Origin of the sequence: Pedobacter africanus (assembly GCF_040548825.1) — a bacterium.
Classification (GTDB): domain Bacteria; phylum Bacteroidota; class Bacteroidia; order Sphingobacteriales; family Sphingobacteriaceae; genus Pedobacter; species Pedobacter africanus_A.
This window is the reverse complement of record NZ_JBEPSL010000002.1, coordinates 86495-106479: the sequence shown is the minus strand read 5'-3', so window position 1 is coordinate 106479 and position 19985 is coordinate 86495. Positions and strand designations below refer to the sequence as shown.

The 19985-nt window shown below is 43.7% G+C and carries 17 protein-coding genes and 1 tRNA gene; 13 read left to right on the top strand and 5 right to left on the bottom strand.

From position 1 onward, the window contains the following. Window positions 1-10: 10 nt before the first annotated feature. Genes surE through lpxB form a run of 3 tightly spaced genes read left to right on the top strand, consistent with a single transcriptional unit; the run spans window position 11 to window position 2244 of the window. Window positions 11-856, top strand: a complete 846-nt coding sequence (surE, locus tag ABIE26_RS10660) for a 5'/3'-nucleotidase SurE (RefSeq protein WP_310143267.1) — start codon at window positions 11-13, stop codon at window positions 854-856. A gap of 2 nt (window positions 857-858) precedes the next feature. Further along, complete coding sequence (locus ABIE26_RS10655) at window positions 859-1134, top strand: stationary phase survival protein SurE (protein WP_310143269.1); 276 nt, start codon at window positions 859-861, stop codon at window positions 1132-1134. After that, a complete protein-coding gene (lpxB, locus tag ABIE26_RS10650; RefSeq protein WP_310143271.1) occupies window positions 1135-2244 on the top strand; it encodes a lipid-A-disaccharide synthase in 1110 nt (369 codons plus the stop codon). On the opposite strand, the gene ABIE26_RS10645 is transcribed toward lpxB, so the two are convergent. Both ABIE26_RS10645 and ABIE26_RS10640 read right to left on the bottom strand, forming a co-directional pair. After that, window positions 2241-2816, bottom strand: coding sequence for an acyl-CoA thioesterase (locus ABIE26_RS10645; protein WP_310143274.1), 576 nt, complete (start codon window positions 2814-2816; stop codon window positions 2241-2243). The two genes, lpxB and ABIE26_RS10645, sit on opposite strands and share 4 nt — an antisense overlap. A 19-nt stretch (window positions 2817-2835) precedes the next feature. Further along, on the bottom strand, window positions 2836-4458 hold the full coding sequence (locus ABIE26_RS10640) for a Na+/H+ antiporter (RefSeq protein WP_310143276.1): 1623 nt from the start codon (window positions 4456-4458) through the stop codon (window positions 2836-2838). A 131-nt stretch (window positions 4459-4589) separates the two neighbouring features. On the opposite strand from ABIE26_RS10640, the gene ABIE26_RS10635 reads away from it, so the two are divergent. The 4 genes from ABIE26_RS10635 to ABIE26_RS10620 all read left to right on the top strand — a co-directional run bounded on the left by ABIE26_RS10635 (window position 4590) and on the right by ABIE26_RS10620 (window position 10834). After that, window positions 4590-4988 (top strand): hypothetical protein, encoded by a 399-nt coding sequence (locus ABIE26_RS10635; RefSeq protein ID WP_310143278.1) that lies wholly within the window; start codon window positions 4590-4592, stop codon window positions 4986-4988. A gap of 121 nt (window positions 4989-5109) precedes the next feature. After that, window positions 5110-6192, top strand: a complete 1083-nt coding sequence (locus ABIE26_RS10630) for an efflux RND transporter periplasmic adaptor subunit (protein WP_310143279.1) — start codon at window positions 5110-5112, stop codon at window positions 6190-6192. Between the two features lie 21 nt (window positions 6193-6213). Beyond that, window positions 6214-9405: an efflux RND transporter permease subunit gene (locus ABIE26_RS10625; RefSeq protein WP_310143280.1), complete on the top strand. Its 3192-nt coding sequence runs from the start codon at window positions 6214-6216 to the stop codon at window positions 9403-9405. After that, on the top strand, window positions 9377-10834 hold the full coding sequence (locus ABIE26_RS10620) for a TolC family protein (RefSeq protein WP_310143281.1): 1458 nt from the start codon (window positions 9377-9379) through the stop codon (window positions 10832-10834). The genes ABIE26_RS10625 and ABIE26_RS10620 overlap by 29 nt, the downstream gene beginning before the upstream one ends. A 59-nt stretch (window positions 10835-10893) precedes the next feature. On the opposite strand, the gene ABIE26_RS10615 is transcribed toward ABIE26_RS10620, so the two are convergent. After that, entirely contained in the window at window positions 10894-11253 is a 360-nt protein-coding gene (locus ABIE26_RS10615; RefSeq protein WP_084237500.1) for a response regulator transcription factor, read from the bottom strand. Window positions 11254-11323: 70 nt separating this feature from the next. Next, entirely contained in the window at window positions 11324-12634 is a 1311-nt protein-coding gene (locus ABIE26_RS10610) for a DUF3887 domain-containing protein (RefSeq protein WP_310143283.1), read from the bottom strand. 100 nt (window positions 12635-12734) lie between these two features. Between ABIE26_RS10610 and ABIE26_RS10605 the strand changes: the two genes are divergently transcribed. Then, a tRNA-Ala gene (locus ABIE26_RS10605) sits at window positions 12735-12808 on the top strand. A gap of 63 nt (window positions 12809-12871) precedes the next feature. Here the strand turns inward: ABIE26_RS10605 and ABIE26_RS10600 are convergent. Next, on the bottom strand, window positions 12872-13639 hold the full coding sequence (locus tag ABIE26_RS10600) for a DeoR/GlpR family DNA-binding transcription regulator (protein WP_310143285.1): 768 nt from the start codon (window positions 13637-13639) through the stop codon (window positions 12872-12874). A gap of 277 nt (window positions 13640-13916) precedes the next feature. Here ABIE26_RS10600 and ABIE26_RS10595 point away from each other — a divergent pair, with 277 nt between their 5' ends. The 5 genes from ABIE26_RS10595 to ABIE26_RS10575 are packed head-to-tail and all read left to right on the top strand — an operon-like array spanning window position 13917 to window position 19732. Continuing rightward, the gene (locus ABIE26_RS10595; RefSeq protein WP_310143286.1) at window positions 13917-15203 is read left to right on the top strand and encodes an MFS transporter; all 1287 of its coding nucleotides are present in this window, start codon (window positions 13917-13919) and stop codon (window positions 15201-15203) included. 47 nt (window positions 15204-15250) lie between these two features. Next, on the top strand, window positions 15251-16210 hold the full coding sequence (locus ABIE26_RS10590; RefSeq protein ID WP_310143287.1) for a 2-hydroxyacid dehydrogenase: 960 nt from the start codon (window positions 15251-15253) through the stop codon (window positions 16208-16210). Window positions 16211-16234: 24 nt separating this feature from the next. Next, on the top strand, window positions 16235-17683 hold the full coding sequence (locus ABIE26_RS10585) for an FGGY-family carbohydrate kinase (RefSeq protein ID WP_310143288.1): 1449 nt from the start codon (window positions 16235-16237) through the stop codon (window positions 17681-17683). Further along, a complete protein-coding gene (locus ABIE26_RS10580; RefSeq protein WP_310143289.1) occupies window positions 17641-19140 on the top strand; it encodes an FGGY-family carbohydrate kinase in 1500 nt (499 codons plus the stop codon). Before ABIE26_RS10585 ends, ABIE26_RS10580 begins: the two co-directional genes overlap by 43 nt. Further along, window positions 19133-19732, top strand: coding sequence for a histidine phosphatase family protein (locus ABIE26_RS10575; RefSeq protein ID WP_310143290.1), 600 nt, complete (start codon window positions 19133-19135; stop codon window positions 19730-19732). Before ABIE26_RS10580 ends, ABIE26_RS10575 begins: the two co-directional genes overlap by 8 nt. The last annotated feature ends 253 nt before the right edge of the window (window positions 19733-19985 follow it).

Sequence of the window (19985 nt, the reverse complement as noted above, 5' to 3'; positions counted from 1 at the left end):
TCAATTTACGATGAAGAAGCATTCAAAACCAAGTATTTTAGTAGTTAACGATGATGGCATTACCGCACCGGGCATCAAAAACCTGATCGATGTAATGCTGGAGATAGGAAATGTGGTGGTAGTGGCACCAGACGGGCCGCAATCGGGTATGGGACATGCCATTACTATCGGAAAACCACTTCGCTTTGATGCTGTGGACCTTTATCCCGGGGTAGAAATGTACAAATGCTCTGGCACGCCCGTTGATTGTGTAAAGCTGGCCGTTAACAAGATTTTTAAGGGTAAAAAGCCTGATCTGTGTGTGTCTGGCATTAATCATGGCCTGAACAATTCTATTAATGTTATTTATTCAGGAACCATGTCGGCCGCTGTAGAGGGCGCTATAGAAAATATTCCCTCTGTTGGCTTTTCGCTGGATGACTTTTCGCAGCAGGCAGATTTTAGTCATTGTAAAAAATTCATCAAAACCATTGCATTACAGGTGCTGGAACATGGTTTGCCACCTGCCACGCTGCTCAATGTCAATTTTCCGCAGGGAGCCGATTTAAAGGGGATCAAGATCTGCAGGCAGGCCAATGCCAAGTGGGCAGAGGAGTTTGACGAACGGAAAGATCCTTATGAAAGACCCTATTACTGGCTTACCGGAGTGTTTCAAAACTACGATAAAGGAGAGGATACTGATGTATGGGCATTGGAAAATGGTTTTGTGTCGGTAGTACCAGTGCAGTTTGATTTAACGGCCCACCATGCTATTCCCGTATTGAACACCTGGAGTTTTGATGTTCCGGGAATTTCACCTGTATCTCCGGCCCAGCCTAAACATACACCGGTGCCAGACGGATCATCATTGGGGTAATTATGCAGGAAAGACTTAGCCGTATCAAAAACTCTGCATTTACCGGCTTGGGCATAGGTCTGGTTGTTCCGGGTGTATTGCTGAGCCTGGTATGGTACCTGATGCATCGGTTTGCCTTTCTGGCCAAGGCCGATTTGCTGCTCATCGGATGCATTGCGGTAAACGCACTTTTAATGCATTATTTTTTTAAACTGAACAAGGAAAACATAGGCAGAGGCATTATCAGTGCAACTTTTCTGTGGGCATTTGCTTTCTTTTTTTACAAAATCAACAGGTAAATGAAGTACTATTTAGTCGCAGGAGAAGCCTCAGGAGATCTGCATGGTGCCAATTTAATGAAGGCATTAAAGAGGCTTGACGCTGAGTCCGAGTTCAGGTATTTCGGAGGCGATAGAATGAAAGCGCAAAGCGGAATACTGGATAAGCATTACTCGGAAATGGCCTTTATGGGCTTTACGGAGGTGTTGTTGAATCTGCGCACCATTTTTAAGAACCTTAAGACCTGTAAGACCGCAATCATGGAATATAAACCGGATGTACTGGTCCTGATTGATTTCCCTGGTTTCAACCTTAAGGTTGCAGAATTTGCCAAAGCCAATGGTATTAAGGTTTGTTATTACATTTCGCCTAAAGTATGGGCCTGGAACCAGAAAAGGGTACTCAAAATAAAGCGGATTGTAGATAAACTGTTCTGCATCCTTCCTTTTGAAGTAGATTTTTACCGCGACTGGGGCATGGAAGTAGATTATGTAGGCAATCCTTTGCTGGATGAAATTGCGCTTTTCAAGCCAGATCCGGCATTCAGAGAGAAATACCAGCTTCAAAAAGAAGTGATTGCCCTGCTTCCTGGCAGTCGCAAACAGGAAATAGAACGTTTGCTGCCTGATATGCTGAGCGTGACTGCAAATTTTCCTGATTATCATTTTGTGGTGGCTGCGGCTCCGAGTTTTGATGAAGCTTATTACAGGCAGTTTATCAAATCTGATAATGTGACCCTTGTTTTTGCACAAACCTATAACTTATTGAATGTGGCCCGGGCAGCAATTGTTGCATCTGGTACGGCAACCCTGGAAACCGCCTTGTTCCATGTACCGCAGGTGGTGGTATATCGGGGGGGAAGTATCTCTGTGGCCATAGCGCGTATGCTGGTTAAGATCAGATTTATATCCCTGGTAAACCTGATTATGGACAGGGAGGTAGTTAAAGAACTGATCCAGAACGACTGCAATGCCAGCAATATCAGGGATACGCTTAAGCCACTTTTACAAGGGGAAGTGAGGGAAAAAATGCTGGGCGACTATAACGTACTGTCGGAAAAAATGGGTGCTGCAGGGGCATCTGAACGTACTGCAAGCCTGATTGTCGATTACTTAAAAGAAAAGGGCTAACCGGAAATCCTGCAACGCTCTCCGGCAAGTAGATGCATACATTGTTCGTCCTTTTCGGGGATGTTTACGGCTTCCAGTTCTTTGCGGTAATTGCCCCGGATCTCTTTACGGCTTTTTGCTTCAATAAAACGTCTCAGCTGCTCCCTGTTTTCCAATATCAGTCCCGGAACCTGTACAGGGTTATTGAAATCATCTTTAGCTACCATTGTAAAATAACAGGTGTTGGTATGTTTTACCTGGTTGGTTTTCACATTTTCCGAAATTACACGAATGCCCACAACAACTGAGGTGTTTCCAACGTAATTGATGGAGGCCATCAGAGACACCAGCTCCCCTACTTCTACAGGGGCCAAAAAATTTACCGTATCAATGGAAGCGGTTACACAATAATTACCGGCATGCTTGGCTGCGCATACATAGGCAATCTTGTCCATCAGTGAAAGCAGGATACCCCCATGGATTTTTCCTCCGAAATTGGCGTAGGCGGGGATCATGAGCTCGGTAAGTACCGTTTGCGAAAAACTTACCGGTTTGTAATCCTCGGTATCCTGTTGAGCTGGTGTGCCTGTCATAGTTCGTTTGTTAATAGGTCTAGTGTTTATTTAACCTTGATTCCTCCAGGTCAAGGTTGTCTTCCATATTCCTCAACACCTCGTGGTCGTATTTTTTTGTGGCTTTGAGGCGTTTCAGACCTTTTCTCCTCAGATCAATCAGTTCCAGCATAATTTCACGGTACAATTTTCTTACCGAGGTAACCTCTTCTTTTTGCGATTGTTCCAGAAGTGTCCGCTCTGTGGCCCTTATACTTCTTTCCAGTTGTTCTTTGATGCGTGCGATGGTTTCAAACTGGCTCATCTCATTGCTGTAATTCTCTTCCAGGTAACCGACGCATTCCCTGGCCAGCTGCAAACGGATAGCTTCTATCTGTTCATCTTCGGGTACAAGCTCGTCCACTTCCTCCACTTTCAGCATACGGAGAAATATGGGAAGAGTGAGCCCTTGAAATACCAGGGTAATTAATATCACCACAAAGGTGATGAACAGGATCATATTGCGGTGTGGAAAAGCTTCGCCATTATTTAAGGTCAGCGGTATGGCCAGGGCAGAAGCCAGTGAAACTACGCCCCGCATGCCGGCCCAGCCCACAATGAAGGGCAATTTTAATCCAGGGCTACGCTCTTTCTTTCGGATGCGCGGGATTAAAAAGCGTGGTATAAAGGCCGATGCGTATACCAGGATAATCCTGGTAACGATCACAATGGCACTGATCATCAAGGCATATTTGATGGCTTCTTCCATAGAATAACCTTCAAGTCCGGCTACAATTACAGGCAGCTCCAGTCCGATAAGGATAAAAACAAAACCATTGAGCAGAAAGCCCAGTGTAGCCCAGACTTCCTTTGCCTGTATGCGTGTATGGTAATTTAAAAAATCTGCAGAGCGAAAGGAGAGGAACAATCCGCCACTAACTACAGCAAGTACACCCGACCATTGAAATTCCTCAGCAACAATGTACATCAGGTATGGGGCTATCAGGGTGATGGGAGTGGTAATGCTCGACGATTTCGCCCAGTATCTCAATACAAAATAAAGTATATGGGCAATCACAAGGCCCACAACCACGCCCATTACAGCAAGGATAATGAAATTGCTTACTGCTTTTTGAAATACAAACTGCCCGGTTAGGATGGCAGCCAGGGCAAACCTGAATACAGTTAATGAGGCTGCATCATTCACCAGGCTTTCACCTTCCAGTATGGTGAGCCCTCTTTTGGGCATGCTTACCCCTTTTAATACCGAGGTTGCAGCTACTGCATCCGGAGGTGAAATGATCCCGCCCAGTAAAAAGCCGAAAGCAAGTGTAAAACCCGGGATAATGCTTGCCGAAAAATAAGCGATGGCCAGTGAGGTCATCAGGACCAGGGCAAAACCTAAAGAAAAAATAGATCGCCGCCATTTCCAGAAATCGTTCCAGGAAGTATACCAGGCTGCTTCAAACAGCAGGGGTGGGAGAAAAATTAGAAACACGATGTCGGGATTGATGTTGATTACCGGCATACCGGGAATAAAGCCAATAGCCAGTCCGCCTATAACCAGGAAAATCGGGTAAGAGATCTTCCAGCGCTGGCTCAGCAAAAAAAGCAGTGCCATAGCAAAGAACAGCGCAAGAATTAAAAGGAGGTTGGCGTGTACTGTGTGCTCATCGTGTACCATAGGCTAAAAATAGAAATTTTGCTTAAAAAGGAGGTGCAGAATGCCCAATTAAAATTATTGACAAAATTCTGACGGTTTAAAGGTGGAAATTCATTTTAACTTTCAGGTCTAATATTATTTTTGCGGCCAATATGAGACCTGTAGTGTTATTCTTGTTGTTCCTGTGCTTCTTACTGTTAAGGGGGCATGCTGAACTTTATGCAGGCGGGCATCACAGCAGTAGCCATTCTACAGTACAAAGGGCTGAAAAATCCACTTTACCAAGATTCGGGAATATCAGGGATTTTGCACAGGTTAGACACAGCAGTTTCAACGAAAAAAAAGAGGACTTCATTAGCGTTGAAGATGAAGACGAGGAATTGGATTCGGGCAGGAAATTTCTGTTTCAAGCAAAGTACTTCATTACGCTGGCCTGTGTGTCCGTTTTATTTTTCTTCTACAATTATTTCAAAAACCGTTTGCCATTCTGCAAACACCTGTCTTATACCAGCTCTCCCAAATACATTCTTCAAAGGGTATTGAGGTTATGATCTTTCTGGTTTTCAGCTAACACCTGGGCTTTAGTCCTTTGCTGCAGGCTGAAATAAATCCCCTTCAAAAAAGGAATCCCTGATTCCAGATCATCGAATTAATCATTACCATTTCATAAACATGAAGAAAATTATAGTACTCATGAGCCTGTGTGCTTTATTGTGCCATGCAGGCTGCGTGTCTAAAAAAGAAAAAGAAGAAGAAGTCAGCGCATATGCTGTAACCAGTCCGCTAAGGATTGATACCTCGTTTACCAAAGAATATGTTTCACAGATCAGATCGGTCCGTAACATAGAAATCAGAGCGCAGGAAAAAGGATATTTACAAAATATCTATGTAGATGAAGGACAGTATGTTCATGCAGGACAGTCGTTGTTCAGAATCATGCCGCAGTTGTATCAGGCAGAGTTATTAAAAGCCAAAGCTGAAGTAGAACAGGCCAGTATTGAGCTGAGAAATTCCAGCACACTGGCAGACAACAACATTGTTGCTAAAAATGAAAAGGCAATGGCAAAAGCAAAGCTGGATGCGGCAAACGCGGAAATGAAGCTGGCTCAGATCCATCTGTCCTTTACCGATATCAAGGCCCCGTTCTCCGGGGTAATCAACAGAATTCCTTTAAAACTGGGAAGCCTTGTAGATGAAGGCGATTTATTGACCTCCTTATCTGATAATGCCAATGTTTACAGTTATTTTAATGTTTCCGAACCAGAATATTTAAGTTACCAGATGCATGCTGCCGACAGGGGAAGTAAGGAAGTAACCTTGATTATGGCCAATGGCGAAGCACTTCCTCAAAAAGGAGAGATCCAGACCATTGAAGGTGAATTTGACAATGAAACCGGAAATATTGCTTTCAGGGCGAAGTTTCCGAATCCTGATAAATTACTCAGAAACGGAGAAACGGGAAAAGTACGAATGACCTTGCCGCTTAAAAATGCATTGATCATTCCTCAAAAAGCAACCTATGAAATTCAGGATCAGAAATATGTTTTTGTGGTGGATAAAAATGGGGTGGCAAGATCTAAAAATATAGCGGTAGCTTATGAGCTGCCGGATTTATATGTATTGGCATCAGGGCTCTCTGCAGAAGATAAAATTCTTCTGGAAGGCGTACAAAAGGTAAAAGATGACCAGAAAGTACGGACGAAGTTCCAGGATCCCGGAAAAGTTATTCAATCCTTGAAATTAAAAGCAGAATAGTGTTCTTTAAAATGAAGTAATATGTTTAAGAAATTCATTCGCAGACCTGTTCTGTCCATCGTAATCTCATTGATTATCGTATTTATGGGGATTCTGTCGCTGGTAAAACTCCCGGTAACACAGTTCCCTTCTATTTCCCCTCCTAAAGTAAACATTACTGCGGAATACCCGGGCGCCAACAATGAATTGTTGATTAAATCTGTGGTTATTCCCCTGGAAAGAGGTTTAAACGGGGTGCCGGGGATGAAGTATATGACCTCTGACGCAGGAAACGACGGGGAAGCTTCTATTCAGGTTGTATTTGATCTGGGTACAGACCCTAATGTGGCAGCTGTAAACGTTCAGAACCGGGTATCCTCGGTGGTGAATAAATTACCGCCCCTGGTTGTTCGTGAAGGTGTGAAAATTACCCGTGAAGAGCCAAATATGTTGATGTACATCAACCTGTACAGTGATGATCCTAAGGCCGATCAGAAATTTCTTTTCAACTATGCAGATATCAATGTGATGTCTGAGTTGAGAAGGGTAAGTGGGGTGGGGTTTGCCGATATCCTGGGTACCCGTGAATATGCCATGCGTATATGGCTAAAGCCCGATAGGCTCACCGCTTACAGCATTTCAGCTGATGAGGTGATGGAGGCTTTAAATCAGCAGAGTTTAGAAGCTTCTCCGGGGAAAACCGGTGAAAGTTCAGGAAAACGTTCGCAATCATTTGAGTATATTTTGAAGTATCCGGGTCGTTTCAATAATGAAAAAGACTATGGAAATATTATCCTGAAAGCCAAATCAGCTGGTGAGTTTGTCAGGCTGAAAGATGTGGCTGATATAGAATTCGGTTCATCGATGTATGATATTTATTCAACATTGAACGGAAAGCCTTCAGCTGCAATCACCGTAAAACAGTCTTACGGTTCCAATGCAAGTGATGTGATCAAAAACGTAAAAACACTGATGGCTGATCTTCAGAAAAACACTTTCCCCAAAGGAATGCATTACGACATCAGCTATGACGTTTCCAGATTTCTGGATGCATCCATTGAAAAGGTTGTTCATACCTTGTTTGAAGCTTTTATTCTGGTAGCTGTGGTCGTATTCCTTTTCCTGGGCGACTGGCGTTCAACATTGATTCCTGCTTTAGCAGTTCCGGTTTCGTTGGTAGGAACATTTGCCGTGATGTCTGCTTTCGGAATCACATTAAATATGATCTCTCTTTTTGCGCTGGTAATGGCAATTGGGGTCGTCGTTGATGATGCAATTGTGGTAATTGAAGCTGTGCATGCCAAGATGGAAGAAAAGCACCTGTCTCCTTTAAAAGCAACTGAAGAAGCCATGCATGAAATCAGTGGCGCAATTATCGCAATTACCCTGGTAATGGCATCTGTATTTATCCCGATTGCATTTATGTCGGGCCCTGTTGGGTTTTTTTATCGCCAGTTTTCCATTACTATGGCCTCTGCAATTATTCTTTCGGGAGTTGTGGCCCTGACATTAACTCCGGCGTTATGTGCCCTGATCCTGAAAAACAATCACGGGAAAGCTAAAAAAAGAACGCCAATCCTTGTGTTCCTCGATAAATTCAATAGCATGTTCAACAGAGGGGCCGGAAGATATGAGCAATTTTTAAATAAGGCAGTTACTAAAAAGGCGGTAACATTACCCTTATTACTGGCTTTTTGTGCATGTACATTCTTTTTAAGCAATTCCCTTCCTTCCGGATTCATTCCCAGTGAGGACCAGGGGATGATCTATGCCATCATCCAGACGCCTCCGGGATCCACACTGGAAAGGACCAATCAGATTGCAAAAGAGTTACTGAGGGAATCAGAAGACATCGATGGGGTGCAGTCTGTGTCTTCACTGGCAGGCTACGAAATTTTAACGGAAGGTACAGGATCAAACTCAGGGACCTGTTTGATCAACCTCAAAAGCTGGGCAGAACGTAAAGAATCTGCAGCCGAGATCATAGAAAAGCTTGAACAAAAAGCTAAAAATATTCCGGGGGGCAATATAGAGTTTTTCCAGCCGCCCTCCATTCCTGGATACGGTGCCGCAGGAGGTTTTGAGCTTCGCTTGCTGGATAAAGCAGGAAGTGGAGATTATCAGAAAATGGAGAAGGTAAGTAATGACTTTGTAAAAGAGCTGAAAAAACGGCCCGAGCTGGGTTCTGCATTTACATTCTATTCTGCAAGTTTCCCGCAGTATATGCTAAGGGTAGATAATGATCTTGCGGAGCAGAAGGGTGTCACCACAGAAAATGCGATGGATAACCTTTCTACATTGATTGGTTCAAATTATGAAACAAGTTTTATCCGTTTCGACAGGCCTTACAAAGTAATTGTGCAGGCTGGGCCACAATATCGTGCACTGCCAGGTGACCTGCTCAAGCTGTACGTGAAAAATAATAAAGACCAGATGGTGCCCTATTCAGATTTTATGAAACTTGAAAAGGTATATGGTTTATCTGAAATCACCAGGCATAATATGTATAATTCTGCCGAGGTAAGTGGTACACCAGCTCCGGGTTACAGTAGCGGACAGGCCATTAAAGCAATTCAGGAGGTAGCGGATAAAACACTTCCGAGAGGGTTTGGTATCGACTGGGCAGGTATTTCAAAAGATGAAGTAAGCCGGGGGAATGAAGCCATATTTATATTTCTCGTATGTCTGGGGTTCGTTTACCTGATTCTTTCTGCACAATATGAAAGCTTTATTCTCCCCTTACCAGTAATTCTTTCTTTGCCTATGGGAATTTTTGGTGCATTCCTGAGTTTAAAATTATTAGGGCTGGAAAACAACATTTATGCACAGGTAGCGATGGTCATGCTCATCGGGCTTTTAGGTAAAAATGCGGTATTGATAGTGGAATTTGCGGTTCAGAAGAAAGCGGAAGAAGGCATTCCGGTGGCCAGAGCTGCGATAGAAGGAGCGGTTATCCGTTTCCGCCCTATTTTGATGACTTCCTTTGCATTTATTGCAGGTTTAATTCCATTGGTAATGGCAACAGGGCCGGGTGCTGTAGGGAACAGGACCATTGGTACGGCAGCTGCAGGAGGGATGCTGATAGGAACCATTTTCGGGCTGATGATTATTCCAGGACTGTATTATATTTTCGGAACAATTGCAGACAAATCGAGGCTGGCGAGATATGAAGAAGAAAGTCCGTTAACAGAACAAACTGAACCTTATGAACATGATGGAAAATTTGAAGACTAGAAAAATAATTTTAGCCATTGCGCTATCACTTGTTCTGGCAGGCTGTAAAGCGCCAATGGCGACTGTGGTAAGAGATACTGTAAAGGAAAACCTTCCTCAGAACTTTAATCAGGAAGGGCAGCAGGATGCCAATGCAAATAGTGGAACGACTCCGTGGAGACAGTTTTTTACTGATCCGAACCTGGTAAGTTTAATTGAAACAGCGCTGAAAAACAATCAGGAACTACTCATTACGCTGCAGGAAATCGAGATTGCCAAAAGTGGGGTTCTTTATAAAAAAGGAAAATTAAGCCCTACGGTGGCTGCGAAACTAGGAGCAGGGGTAAATAAAGCCGGTCGTTATACCAGCGAAGGAGCAGGAGATGCCACTACGGATATTGAACCCGGAAAAGAAATGCCAGACCCGCTTGGAAATTTTGAAGGTGGGTTAATGGCGAACTGGGAAATCGACATCTGGAAAAAATTAAGAACAGAAAAGGAAGCTGCTGTTGCCCATTATCTGTCTACAGTGGAAGGGAAAAACTTTGTGCTTTCGAATCTTATTGAAGAAGTGGCCGATAGTTATTATGAATTACTGGCACTCGATAACCAGCTGGATATTATGCAGCAGTATATCAAACTTCAGGAAAGGGCCCTGGAAATTTCTAAAATCCAGAAACAGACGGCTGCAGCTACAGAGCTGGCCGTAAAGAAGTTTGAGGCAGAACTGGCAAAATCTAAGGCCTCGGCCTATACCATTCGTCAGGAAATTACTGAAAAGGAAAATGGGATCAATGTTCTTCTGGGAAGATACCCCCAGCCTATTGTAAGAATGAAGGAAAGCTTTATGTCTACCATTCCGCAGACATTTTATACCGGGATTCCATCGCAGCTGCTGGCTAACCGTCCGGACATTAAGCAGGCTGAGCTGGAACTAAAATCTTCAAAGCTTGATGTGGAAGCGGCAAGAAAAGAATTTTATCCTTCACTGGAAATTTCTGCAACATTGGGTTTGGAAGCGTTTAAGCCATCTTACCTGGTGAAAATGCCTGAATCTATAGCTTATAACCTTGTCGGAGAATTGGCAGGACCGCTGATCAACAAAAGTGCGATAAAAGCTAATTTTCAGACAGCGGATGCCAAACAACTCCAGTCATTGTATGAATATGATAAGACGGTATTGAATGCCTATCTGGATGTTGCGAACCTGATGTCTAAAGTAAAGAATATAGATCAGTATTATCAGCTGAAAGCTGAAGAAACGCATGCGTTAGATCAGTCGATCGATATCGCCAATCAGTTATTTAAAAATTCAAGAGCAGATTACCTTGAGGTTCTTTTGAATCAAAGGGATGCCCTTGATGCTAAAATGGAATTGATTGAAGCTAAACAAAAACAACTGAGCACAGTTGTGGATATTTATAAAAGTTTAGGCGGTGGCTGGAAGTAATTAAAAAGCCCCCGGAAAGTGTCTAACTTTTTGGGGGCTTTTTTTAATAAGTTGTGGCCTTAATTTAATAGGTTTTTGATCCTTTTTACAATGTAATCAATATCAAAAGGCTTGCTTACATAATCATTGGCTCCGGCGGCAAGGCTCTTCTCCTTGTTCTTGTCGTTTGCCGACATCACAATGATTGGAATATGTTTGGTAAAATGGTCGGTCTTAAGGTCTGTACAAATATCTGTACCATCTCCGTCGGGCAGCATTACATCTAAAATAAACAAATCCGGTACGGAATCTTTCAGTTTACTTTTCAGTTCACTAAATGATGATGAAAGCTGTAATTCATAACCTTCGTCCTTTAATAAAACCCCGATAATGTATCGGATATCTTCGTCATCTTCAAGTACATGTATTCTTTTGATCATAATTAACTTTGTTTAATGTTTAATCAGATCATTTCAACAGCAACAATTTTGCCATAAATTCAATTTTTTATCATTTGGCTTTTATCCAGGCCGTAATATCGTCAACAAGCATTGAAGATACACTTGCCGGAACCTCGTATTGCTGGATTGTTCCTTTCTCCTTTTGCGGGCTTAACATATGGTTAAGATCGGGATACAATTTAAGTGTTGCATTCTTTTTCTTACCAAGAGCAGTATTCCATAAATTATAATCGGTTACTGAAACCTGAAAATCGTAACCGCCCTGTACGATAAGGATACGCTGTTTCAGTTTTTTTGCCGTTTCAACCTGGTTGTAACTGTTCAAGTCTGCCCAATAAGCGGCAGGCAACCCCAGCAAAGCCGAGTCTGCTTTCATGGTCCCGAGTTTGGTGATCCGGGTTTTATCCAGTTCCTTCACTACGCTATCCAGCATTTTTTTTCCAGCCATACTTGTATCTTTTGCAAGGCTGAACATGTATTTATTTTGTTCAACAATAATATCGGTTAAGGTACGGGCTGGTGCCGCTGCCAGTATAATTCCGTTTAAATCCGGGGTCAACAAAGCCATACGTGGTGCCAGCATACCCCCCAGGCTATGGCCAAACAGGTATAATTGTTTTTTATTTGCTTCAGGTATTGTTCTTGCGAGGGTCAGGGCAGCCAGGGCATCATCCATAACTTCTTCCTTTACGGTAAAGGGACCGGAAAAATCGCCGGGATATACTTTCGTTCTTTTTACGTAGCGGATACTGGCAATTCCCTTGGCAGCAAGCCCCAATGCAAGGTCTTTCAATGGCTTATTCGGTCCGAAGGTTTCGTCCATATCCTGGGGGCCAGATCCATGTACCAGCACTACAAGTGGAAAACCGGTTCCCTTTTTAGGGCTGGTCAGCATGCCAACCAGGTTGTGTTTTGCAGTTTTAACGTAAATTTCCTTTTCCTTGTACAATGTGGTATCGGCGTATGCCGGCAGAGTGTAGTTAGCAGAACTCTTTGGTTGAAGAAAAAGTCCGACGATCTTTTCAGCTTTGTTGAATGCAAGCAGGAAATTCTGGGTATCATTGGTAAATTTTACTTCTACCACAACAGTATAAAAATCACCCTCAGTTTTACTGTTAATCACATCTGCACTTTCCATTTTGCCTAGCTTTTCTCCAAGCTTGGCCCAAAGTTCCTTCATATTGGTTTCGGTAACCTTAGCCTGAAAAGTGGGGTCGAAATAGCCATAGGCGTCTGTAAACTTATCTTCTGAAAATAGCTTAAACAGATCCTGCGATCGTCCGAGCAGATTTAAGATCCCCTGAGAAAAGGAGGCGAATGAAATTAAAAGGGCAACAAACAATAAAATTATTTTCTTCATGTAACTTGAATATGGTTCAAAACCAAAGTTAGCATCATATTTTAATATTTATTTGCATTACACAAACTAATTGCTATTTTTGCCACCTCAATAGCCAAACGGGGGATTAGCTCAGCTGGCTAGAGCGCTTGCCTGGCAGGCAAGAGGTCAGCGGTTCGACTCCGCTATTCTCCACGAAAAAGCCGTTTTCTTTTTGAAAACGGCTTTTTTAATGCAAATCTTTATTGAGCGGAATTTTTATTGCGCAATGATAACTTTCACGCCTTTTTCTTCAATCATTTTGACGGTCTGAGGGGATACCTTATTATCGGTAACCACGTAGTGTACCTGATCAAATCCGCATACTTTTCCCAGTCCCCGGCGGTCAAATTTAGTACTGTCTGCCAGGATAACCAGCGTCTGGGCGGTATCTATCATTTTCTGATTGAGTGTTGCTTCGGCGATGTTGGTAATAGAAAAACCGAAATCAAGATCAATGCCATCTACACCAAGAAAGAGTACACCACATGAAATTTCGGCGAGGATCTTTTCTGCATGTGCCCCAGCAACAGAAGAAGAGTTCGGGCGGATTAGCCCACCCAGCTGCAAAACTTCAACGTTGGGGCGGTTGCTCAACTCCAGGCCAACTTTTAGGGCAGGTGTAATTACAGTTAAATGTTTGTTTGGGTGTAAACAGCGGGCGAGTTCAAAAACTGTAGTGCCCGAACCGATACTAATGGAATCACTTTCTCCAATAATCGCTATTGCAGCTTTTGCTATTTTCTGCTTTTCTTCGGAATTGATGAATTCTTTTTCATTGATGGTCCGTTCTGTTGCATAAGGATTATTGACTGAGCCTCCGCCCCGGGTACGGAATAACAGATTTTTATCTTCAAGGAGTTTCAAATCCTTTCTTATTGTTACACCCGAAACTTTCATCAGGTTAATGAGTTCAATAATATTTACTTTGCCGTTTTTCTTCAGCTGTTGAATGATAAATTCATGTCGCTCGGTGATGTTCTTCATTTGTTTAGGGCTTTAAGCGCTGTTTTTAATCGTTAATACTACGAAATATTCATAATACTACTGATAATTTTCCAAATATACTAAACTAAAATAATTCACAATTCATTAATATCAGATCAGGCTGGGATTGATATTGAAGTTTTATTATTGCTTAATAAGTATTTATTTGTCTTTTATTTTGTTTTATTATGTTTAATTTCATTTATTTGATAAAAGAAAGGTAGCTAAGTGAAAACGCAATGAATTGAAACATGTAAACAAATAACCAAATATATAAATGAAACAAGAATTAAACTCAGACAATTCCCTGCTTGGCAGGGCTGGTATCCCGAAGCAGTTGGCTTGGGGTTACCTGGGGATCCTCATCTTTATGATGGGTGATGGTGTGGAACAGGGTTGGCTTAGTCCGTATTTAATAGGACGCGGAATGACTATTCAGCAATCTGCCTCCTTATTTACCGTATATGGAATTACCATTGCCATCTCGTCCTGGTTCTCCGGGGTGCTGGCCGAAGGTTTTGGTCCGAAAAAGACCATGCTGATGGGCTTGCTTTTATACATTATTGGAACGGCTGGTTTTGTAGGTTATGGTTTGCCTGATCTGAACTTTGGCGTTATGCTGGTGACTTATGCAGTGAGGGGTTTTGGTTATCCGCTGTTTGCCTATTCCTTTCTTGTCTGGATTACCTATCGTAGTCCGGGTAAAAAACTGGGCTCGGCTGTAGGCTGGTTCTGGTTTGTTTTTACAGGTGGTTTGAATGTCTTTGGTGCATACTATTCCAGTTGGGCAATCGAGCATCTGGGTTATTTGGATACGTTATGGAGTTCCATTTTCTGGGTTTTAGTGGGCGCATTTTTTGCGCTGGTATTGAATAAAGATAAGTTTGAAACTTCAGCGGGGAAAAACAGGTCTTCGAAAGCGGAAGAACTGGCCAAGGGCTTGATCATTATGAAGGAAGAACCTAAGGTTTTACTAGGGGGGATTGTCCGTATCATCAATACAACTGCACAATTTGCATTCCCGGTGTTTTTGCCAACCTATATGGCGGCACATGGTTTTACCACAACAGAATGGCTGCAGATCTGGGGTACGATATTTACCGCAAACATTGCTTTTAATTTAATTTTTGGCTTCGTTGGAGATGGTCTCGGCTGGCGCAACACGGTAATGTGGTTTGGTGGCATTGGCTGTGCAGTTACCACATTGTTGTTCTATTACTCGCCGGTTATGTTTGGTGGCAGTTTCTGGATGGTGATGTTCTGCGGTATTTTATGGGGCGCGCTGCTTGCCGGTTATGTGCCTTTATCGGCCCTGGTGCCTTCTTTGGTTAAAAAGGATAAGGGTGCTGCCATGGCTGTGCTTAACCTTGGTGCCGGGCTGGCGGTATTTGTGGGGCCTGCCATCGTCGGGATCTTTATTGGTAGTCTGGGCAACACTGGTGTAGTTTGGATACTTGCCGGCTTGTATGTGCTGAGCGCCATTCTTACCCGTTTTATCACTTTACCTAATAATGCAAAAACAGCACATGCTGCGGATCCGCTGGTTGCTGTTTCTGCAACATAAAATGAAATACAACACACAATAGCATTTAATCACAATAGTAAAAGAATATGAGGATACTGATTACGGCCCCTTATCATGAGCGGGGACAGGAGGTTTTGGCAAATACATTAGGCGAGGTCATTTATCGCCCATGGAAGGATCTTGGCCGTGCATTTCATGAAGATGAACTGATTGCCTTGTTAAAGGAAACAAAGGCAGAAGCGTTAATTACCGAACACGACCATGTTACAGCGAAAGTGATACAGGCGAACCCGCAGCTGCAGTTTATTGGGGTATGCAGGGGAACCCCATCCAATGTTGCCGTGGAAACAGCTAAAGAAATGGGGATTCCCGTATTTCATACTCCTGCCCGAAATGCACAGGCGGTAGCCGAACTATTCCTGGCAACGGTGATTGACCTGATGAGGAACACCTATGCAGGCGTAGCCTGGTTGAAAGGGAAAAACTGGACCGATGATGCACATACTTCCTATTTACAGTTTAAAGGAAATGAACTGGCAGGGAAAACCATAGGTATGGTTGGCTTTGGCGCAGTAGGCCAGCGTATAGCCAGTATGGTAGAGAACTTTCCATGCTACATTAAATTTTATGATCCATATCTTGAGGTGTTTGATGCGAAGTATACCAAGACCTCCCTGGAAGATATATTCGAAAGTTGTGATATTGTTTCCATTCATTTGCCGGTAACACCATCTACCATTGGTATGATAGATAAAAGCCTGATCGCGAAAATGAAGCCTGAGGCTATATTTGTAAATACGGCACGGGCCAGTGTGGTGAAACGCGATGACCTGCTGGAGGCTTTGGAACATAACCGCATCAGGGGAGCAGTGCTGGATGTATTTGATCATGAACCCCCGGACGAGAAAGATTACAGGATCATTAATCTGCCCAATGTACTTGCAACGCCGCATATTGCAGGCGCAACACATGAGGTGGAAGATCACCATGTGGAAATCATGAACAGCAGGATTATGAAGTGGTTTGCACAGGAAAAAGTAAATTAGGTGAGCGTTAATGAAGATTTAGACATGACAAATCAGGAAGCATATATTGTAATAGATATCGGTACAGGGAATGTACGTGTGGCTGTAGCTTCAACTTCGGGTGAAATCCTGGGGATTGAGAGAGAGAACCTGCAGAACCATAAAGACCATCAGTATCCTGAAGCTTTGTATTTTGATCCGGATGCTTTATGGCAGCAGATCATCCGCCTGGCAAAAAAAGCACTAAGTGCTGCTCCCGGTGTTAAGGTATTGGCACTAACTGCTACCAGTCAGCGGGAAGGGATTGTTCTTCTTGGAAAACAGGGCGAATCGCTTATCGGTTTGCCTAATATTGACCATAGGGGCAGGGAATGGGACAGCATGATTGCTGATAAAAGTGCAGTTTACCAACTTACGGGCCGTTATCCTACTTCCTTGTTTTCGGCCTTGAAAATCGTAGGCATACAACACAGAAGGCCAGAGATCTGGAAGGAGTTCAAGACATTTTTAAGTATCAGCGACTGGGTAGAATATAAATTAAGCGGAGTGGTTCATTATGAACATTCTCAAGCTTCGGAAACCCTGTTGTACGATGTAGCAAAACAGGAATGGTCGGATGAATTGTGTGCCGTTTTTCAGATTGATCCGGCCGTTTTGCCAGAACTTACTTTGTCTGGCACCTCACTTGGCGTCATTTTGCCGGCAGAGGCGCAGGCTTTTGGGATTGATGCGGAGGCAAAGATAATTGTGGGCGGTGCGGATACGCAGCTGGCCATCATTAGTACACAGCCACTGGAGAACGATGTAGTGATTGTATCGGGTACCACAACTCCAATCATCAAAATTACCGGCGAATACATTACAGATGAACAGGAACGGACCTGGACCAGCAGGCATACAGATGAACATAGTTTTATTCTTGAGGCCAATGCAGGTGTAACTGGTTTGAACTATCAGCGTTTAAAAGAAATTTTTTATCCCGTTGAGGCGTATGAAGTGATTGAAAGGGAATTGCAGGAAGTGAACCATTTTCAATGCATCGCTTCGCTGGGGTCGTTGGTGGCCGACGAAAAGAAACCCCTTACCCGGGGCGGATTCATTTTTGACGCGCCCGTTTCTCATTTGCTTACCAGGGGTAGTTTTGTATGGGCTACGCTGTGGGATATCGCCTGCAGCATCAGCGAAAACTATAAGAGTCTTTGCGGGGTAACCACACACGAGCAGGATTACATCTGGGCTTGTGGTGGAGGTGTGCAAAGTGCTACGCTAAGGCAGTTTATTGCCAATTTGCTGCAAAAAAGAGTAATCATTCGCAACAGTTACAGGCAGTCCTCGGTAGTTGGAGGGGTGTACATTTGCAACAAAGCTTTAGGTAGGGAGGCCATAGCCCCATATATACTCGAAGAGACCATTCCCCAGCAAAATGAGGAGCATGCAAGGCTATATCAGGAATGGAAAAAAACAAGGGCTTCATTTATACAAATATCCGGTTAATCATGGGGCCTTATTTTATTGGAGTAGATATTGGAACGCAGGGCGCCAGGGTGGTGTTGCTGGATGTAAAAGGGGAGGTTGCGGCCAGTGCCGGACAGGTGTTTCCGCTGAATGAAGCTTCAAGGGAGGAGCAGTCGCCCGAAGCATGGTGGGCGGCCTTTGTTGCTTCCTTAAAAGAATTAAAGGAGCAAGCCGCGGGGCTCGATTTTAATGAAGTAAAAGCCATGGCCGTTACTTCTACTTCTGGTACTGTAATCCCACTGGATGCGCGGAATCAGCCCTTGCACAATGCCATCATGTACAGCGATAAACGTTCGGCTAAACAGGCGGCAGTATGTACGGCTGCTGCCATAAAATACCACAACAAGGGTTTTACGGCTTTCAATACCTCAAGTGCGCTGGCAAAAATGGTCTGGTTTGGTGATACTTATCCGGAAAAGGCGGCAAAGATCAGCAAGTGGATCCATGCCGCTGATTACATCACCGGAAAACTGAGCGGGCGCTGGGGGCTTACAGATTATACCAATGCTTTTAAAACGGGCTACGATGTAAGTAATTATGAATGGCCTGAATATTTATACACGCATTTGCCATTGAAGAAAGCCTGGCTGCCGGAAGTTTTCCCTTCGGGAACGGTGATCGGCACTTTGGATGAGCGGGTGGCAGAGGTACTTGGCCTGCCGGCAAGCATCCGGGTTACGGTGGGTATTACAGATGGTTGTGCATCGCAGATTGCATCGGGTGCTGTAAAACCTGGAGAGTGGAACACTACCATTGGTACAACTATGGTCATTAAAGGTGTTACCAAAAAGCAGATTGTAGATGAAGAAGGGCGGATTTATAGTCATAGGCATCCTGCGGGTTACTGGATGCCGGGCGGGGCAAGCAATACCGGGGCCGACTGGGTAACCAATGAATTTGGTGATAACCTTGAGGCATTAAGCAAAGCTGCAGAGAAGCTGGTGCCCACTGATCTGATCTCTTATCCCTTGCGGCAGCATGGCGAACGGTTCCCCATGGTAGCGCCGGATGCGGTTGGTTTTGAGCAGGAAGGATTGTCGATGGCCGAGCGTTTTACGGCCAATATGGAAGGAGTTGCTTACCTGGAGCGCTTTTCTTTTGAATTGATACAGGGCTTCACCCAGGAAAAGATCAATGCTGTTTTTACCGCCGGGGGTGGTAGTAACAGTGATGTCTGGCTGAAGATCCGCAGCAATGTGCTGAACCTGCCGATCTTTAAAATGAAAGAGGTTTCGGGTGCTGTTGGTGCTGCAATTCTGGCTGCCTCAAACACCCATTTCCGTTCTCTTGCCGAGGCTGTAGCAGCACTTACAACCATTGAAAAGGAAGTGCATCCCGAACCTGAACTTGCGGCGGTATACGAGAAAAACTACCATAGGTTTTTAAACCTGCTATTGGAAAAAGGATATATTAAAAAAGGAGAAATACATGCTTAATGTTTATTTGCTTCGCCATGGCGAAACAAAATACAATGCCGATGGGAACCGCTATTGCGGTCGTACAGATATAGAACTGACTGAAAAAGGAATAGGGCAGGCTAACCTGGTGAACAGCCAGCTGCAGGGAATGGTATTTGACGCGGTATATGCTTCTCCCTTAAAAAGAGCTTTGTATACAGCCGAGATTGCATCGGGGACTAAAACCGTGAAAACCGATGAGCGGTTAATTGAAGTTGATTTTGGAGGCTGGGAAGGAAAAACAAAAGAGGAGTTCATCAGTGAAAATGCGGTTTTGTGGAACAACTGGATGAAAGACCCTGCAACTGCAAAGGCCGGTGGAACAGGAGAGAGTGCAGCTGAAGTGGTGCAGCGTGTTGATGATTTTTACCAGGAGATGCTGCGCAAACACCCTTCAGGAAATATTCTGGTTGTTGGGCATAATGGCATTAACCGCCTCTACCTGGCGCATAAACTGGGCATGCCTTTGAAACACTATCGGCGTATTGTTCAGGAAAACTCTTCTATAACACTGTTTAGCCTGGATGAAAAGGGTGAGTTGAACCTGAAATTGCTGAACAGCAGGATTTAATCATTTTATAGTGAAAAAATAACCGTTCTCTTCTGAGGCTGGAATAAATGAGATTTTTTTGTCAAAAATCTCAATGAATCCTATGCCTCCTCAGAGAAGGTAATTTTTTTCTAAAACAAACGGGCTAAGCATTATGCATAGCCCGTTTGTGTTTTATTTGGGCTTGTTCGCTCGTTTGTATTAGCATTAGAGATAGAAGAAAGCTTTGGTCAGCCAGAATGAGGTAGAAGTTTTTTTGGCTTTTCATTTTTAT

Coding starts and splice junctions, on each gene's coding strand:
- surE (WP_310143267.1), top strand. CDS start 11: ATGAAGAAGCATTCAAAACCAAGTATTTTAGTAGTTAACGATGATGGC.
- ABIE26_RS10655 (WP_310143269.1), top strand. CDS start 859: ATGCAGGAAAGACTTAGCCGTATCAAAAACTCTGCATTTACCGGCTTG.
- lpxB (WP_310143271.1), top strand. CDS start 1,135: ATGAAGTACTATTTAGTCGCAGGAGAAGCCTCAGGAGATCTGCATGGT.
- ABIE26_RS10645 (WP_310143274.1), bottom strand. CDS start 2,816: ATGACAGGCACACCAGCTCAACAGGATACCGAGGATTACAAACCGGTA.
- ABIE26_RS10640 (WP_310143276.1), bottom strand. CDS start 4,458: ATGGTACACGATGAGCACACAGTACACGCCAACCTCCTTTTAATTCTT.
- ABIE26_RS10635 (WP_310143278.1), top strand. CDS start 4,590: ATGAGACCTGTAGTGTTATTCTTGTTGTTCCTGTGCTTCTTACTGTTA.
- ABIE26_RS10630 (WP_310143279.1), top strand. CDS start 5,110: ATGAAGAAAATTATAGTACTCATGAGCCTGTGTGCTTTATTGTGCCAT.
- ABIE26_RS10625 (WP_310143280.1), top strand. CDS start 6,214: ATGTTTAAGAAATTCATTCGCAGACCTGTTCTGTCCATCGTAATCTCA.
- ABIE26_RS10620 (WP_310143281.1), top strand. CDS start 9,377: ATGAACATGATGGAAAATTTGAAGACTAGAAAAATAATTTTAGCCATT.
- ABIE26_RS10615 (WP_084237500.1), bottom strand. CDS start 11,253: ATGATCAAAAGAATACATGTACTTGAAGATGACGAAGATATCCGATAC.
- ABIE26_RS10610 (WP_310143283.1), bottom strand. CDS start 12,634: ATGAAGAAAATAATTTTATTGTTTGTTGCCCTTTTAATTTCATTCGCC.
- ABIE26_RS10600 (WP_310143285.1), bottom strand. CDS start 13,639: ATGAAGAACATCACCGAGCGACATGAATTTATCATTCAACAGCTGAAG.
- ABIE26_RS10595 (WP_310143286.1), top strand. CDS start 13,917: ATGAAACAAGAATTAAACTCAGACAATTCCCTGCTTGGCAGGGCTGGT.
- ABIE26_RS10590 (WP_310143287.1), top strand. CDS start 15,251: ATGAGGATACTGATTACGGCCCCTTATCATGAGCGGGGACAGGAGGTT.
- ABIE26_RS10585 (WP_310143288.1), top strand. CDS start 16,235: ATGACAAATCAGGAAGCATATATTGTAATAGATATCGGTACAGGGAAT.
- ABIE26_RS10580 (WP_310143289.1), top strand. CDS start 17,641: ATGGAAAAAAACAAGGGCTTCATTTATACAAATATCCGGTTAATCATG.
- ABIE26_RS10575 (WP_310143290.1), top strand. CDS start 19,133: ATGCTTAATGTTTATTTGCTTCGCCATGGCGAAACAAAATACAATGCC.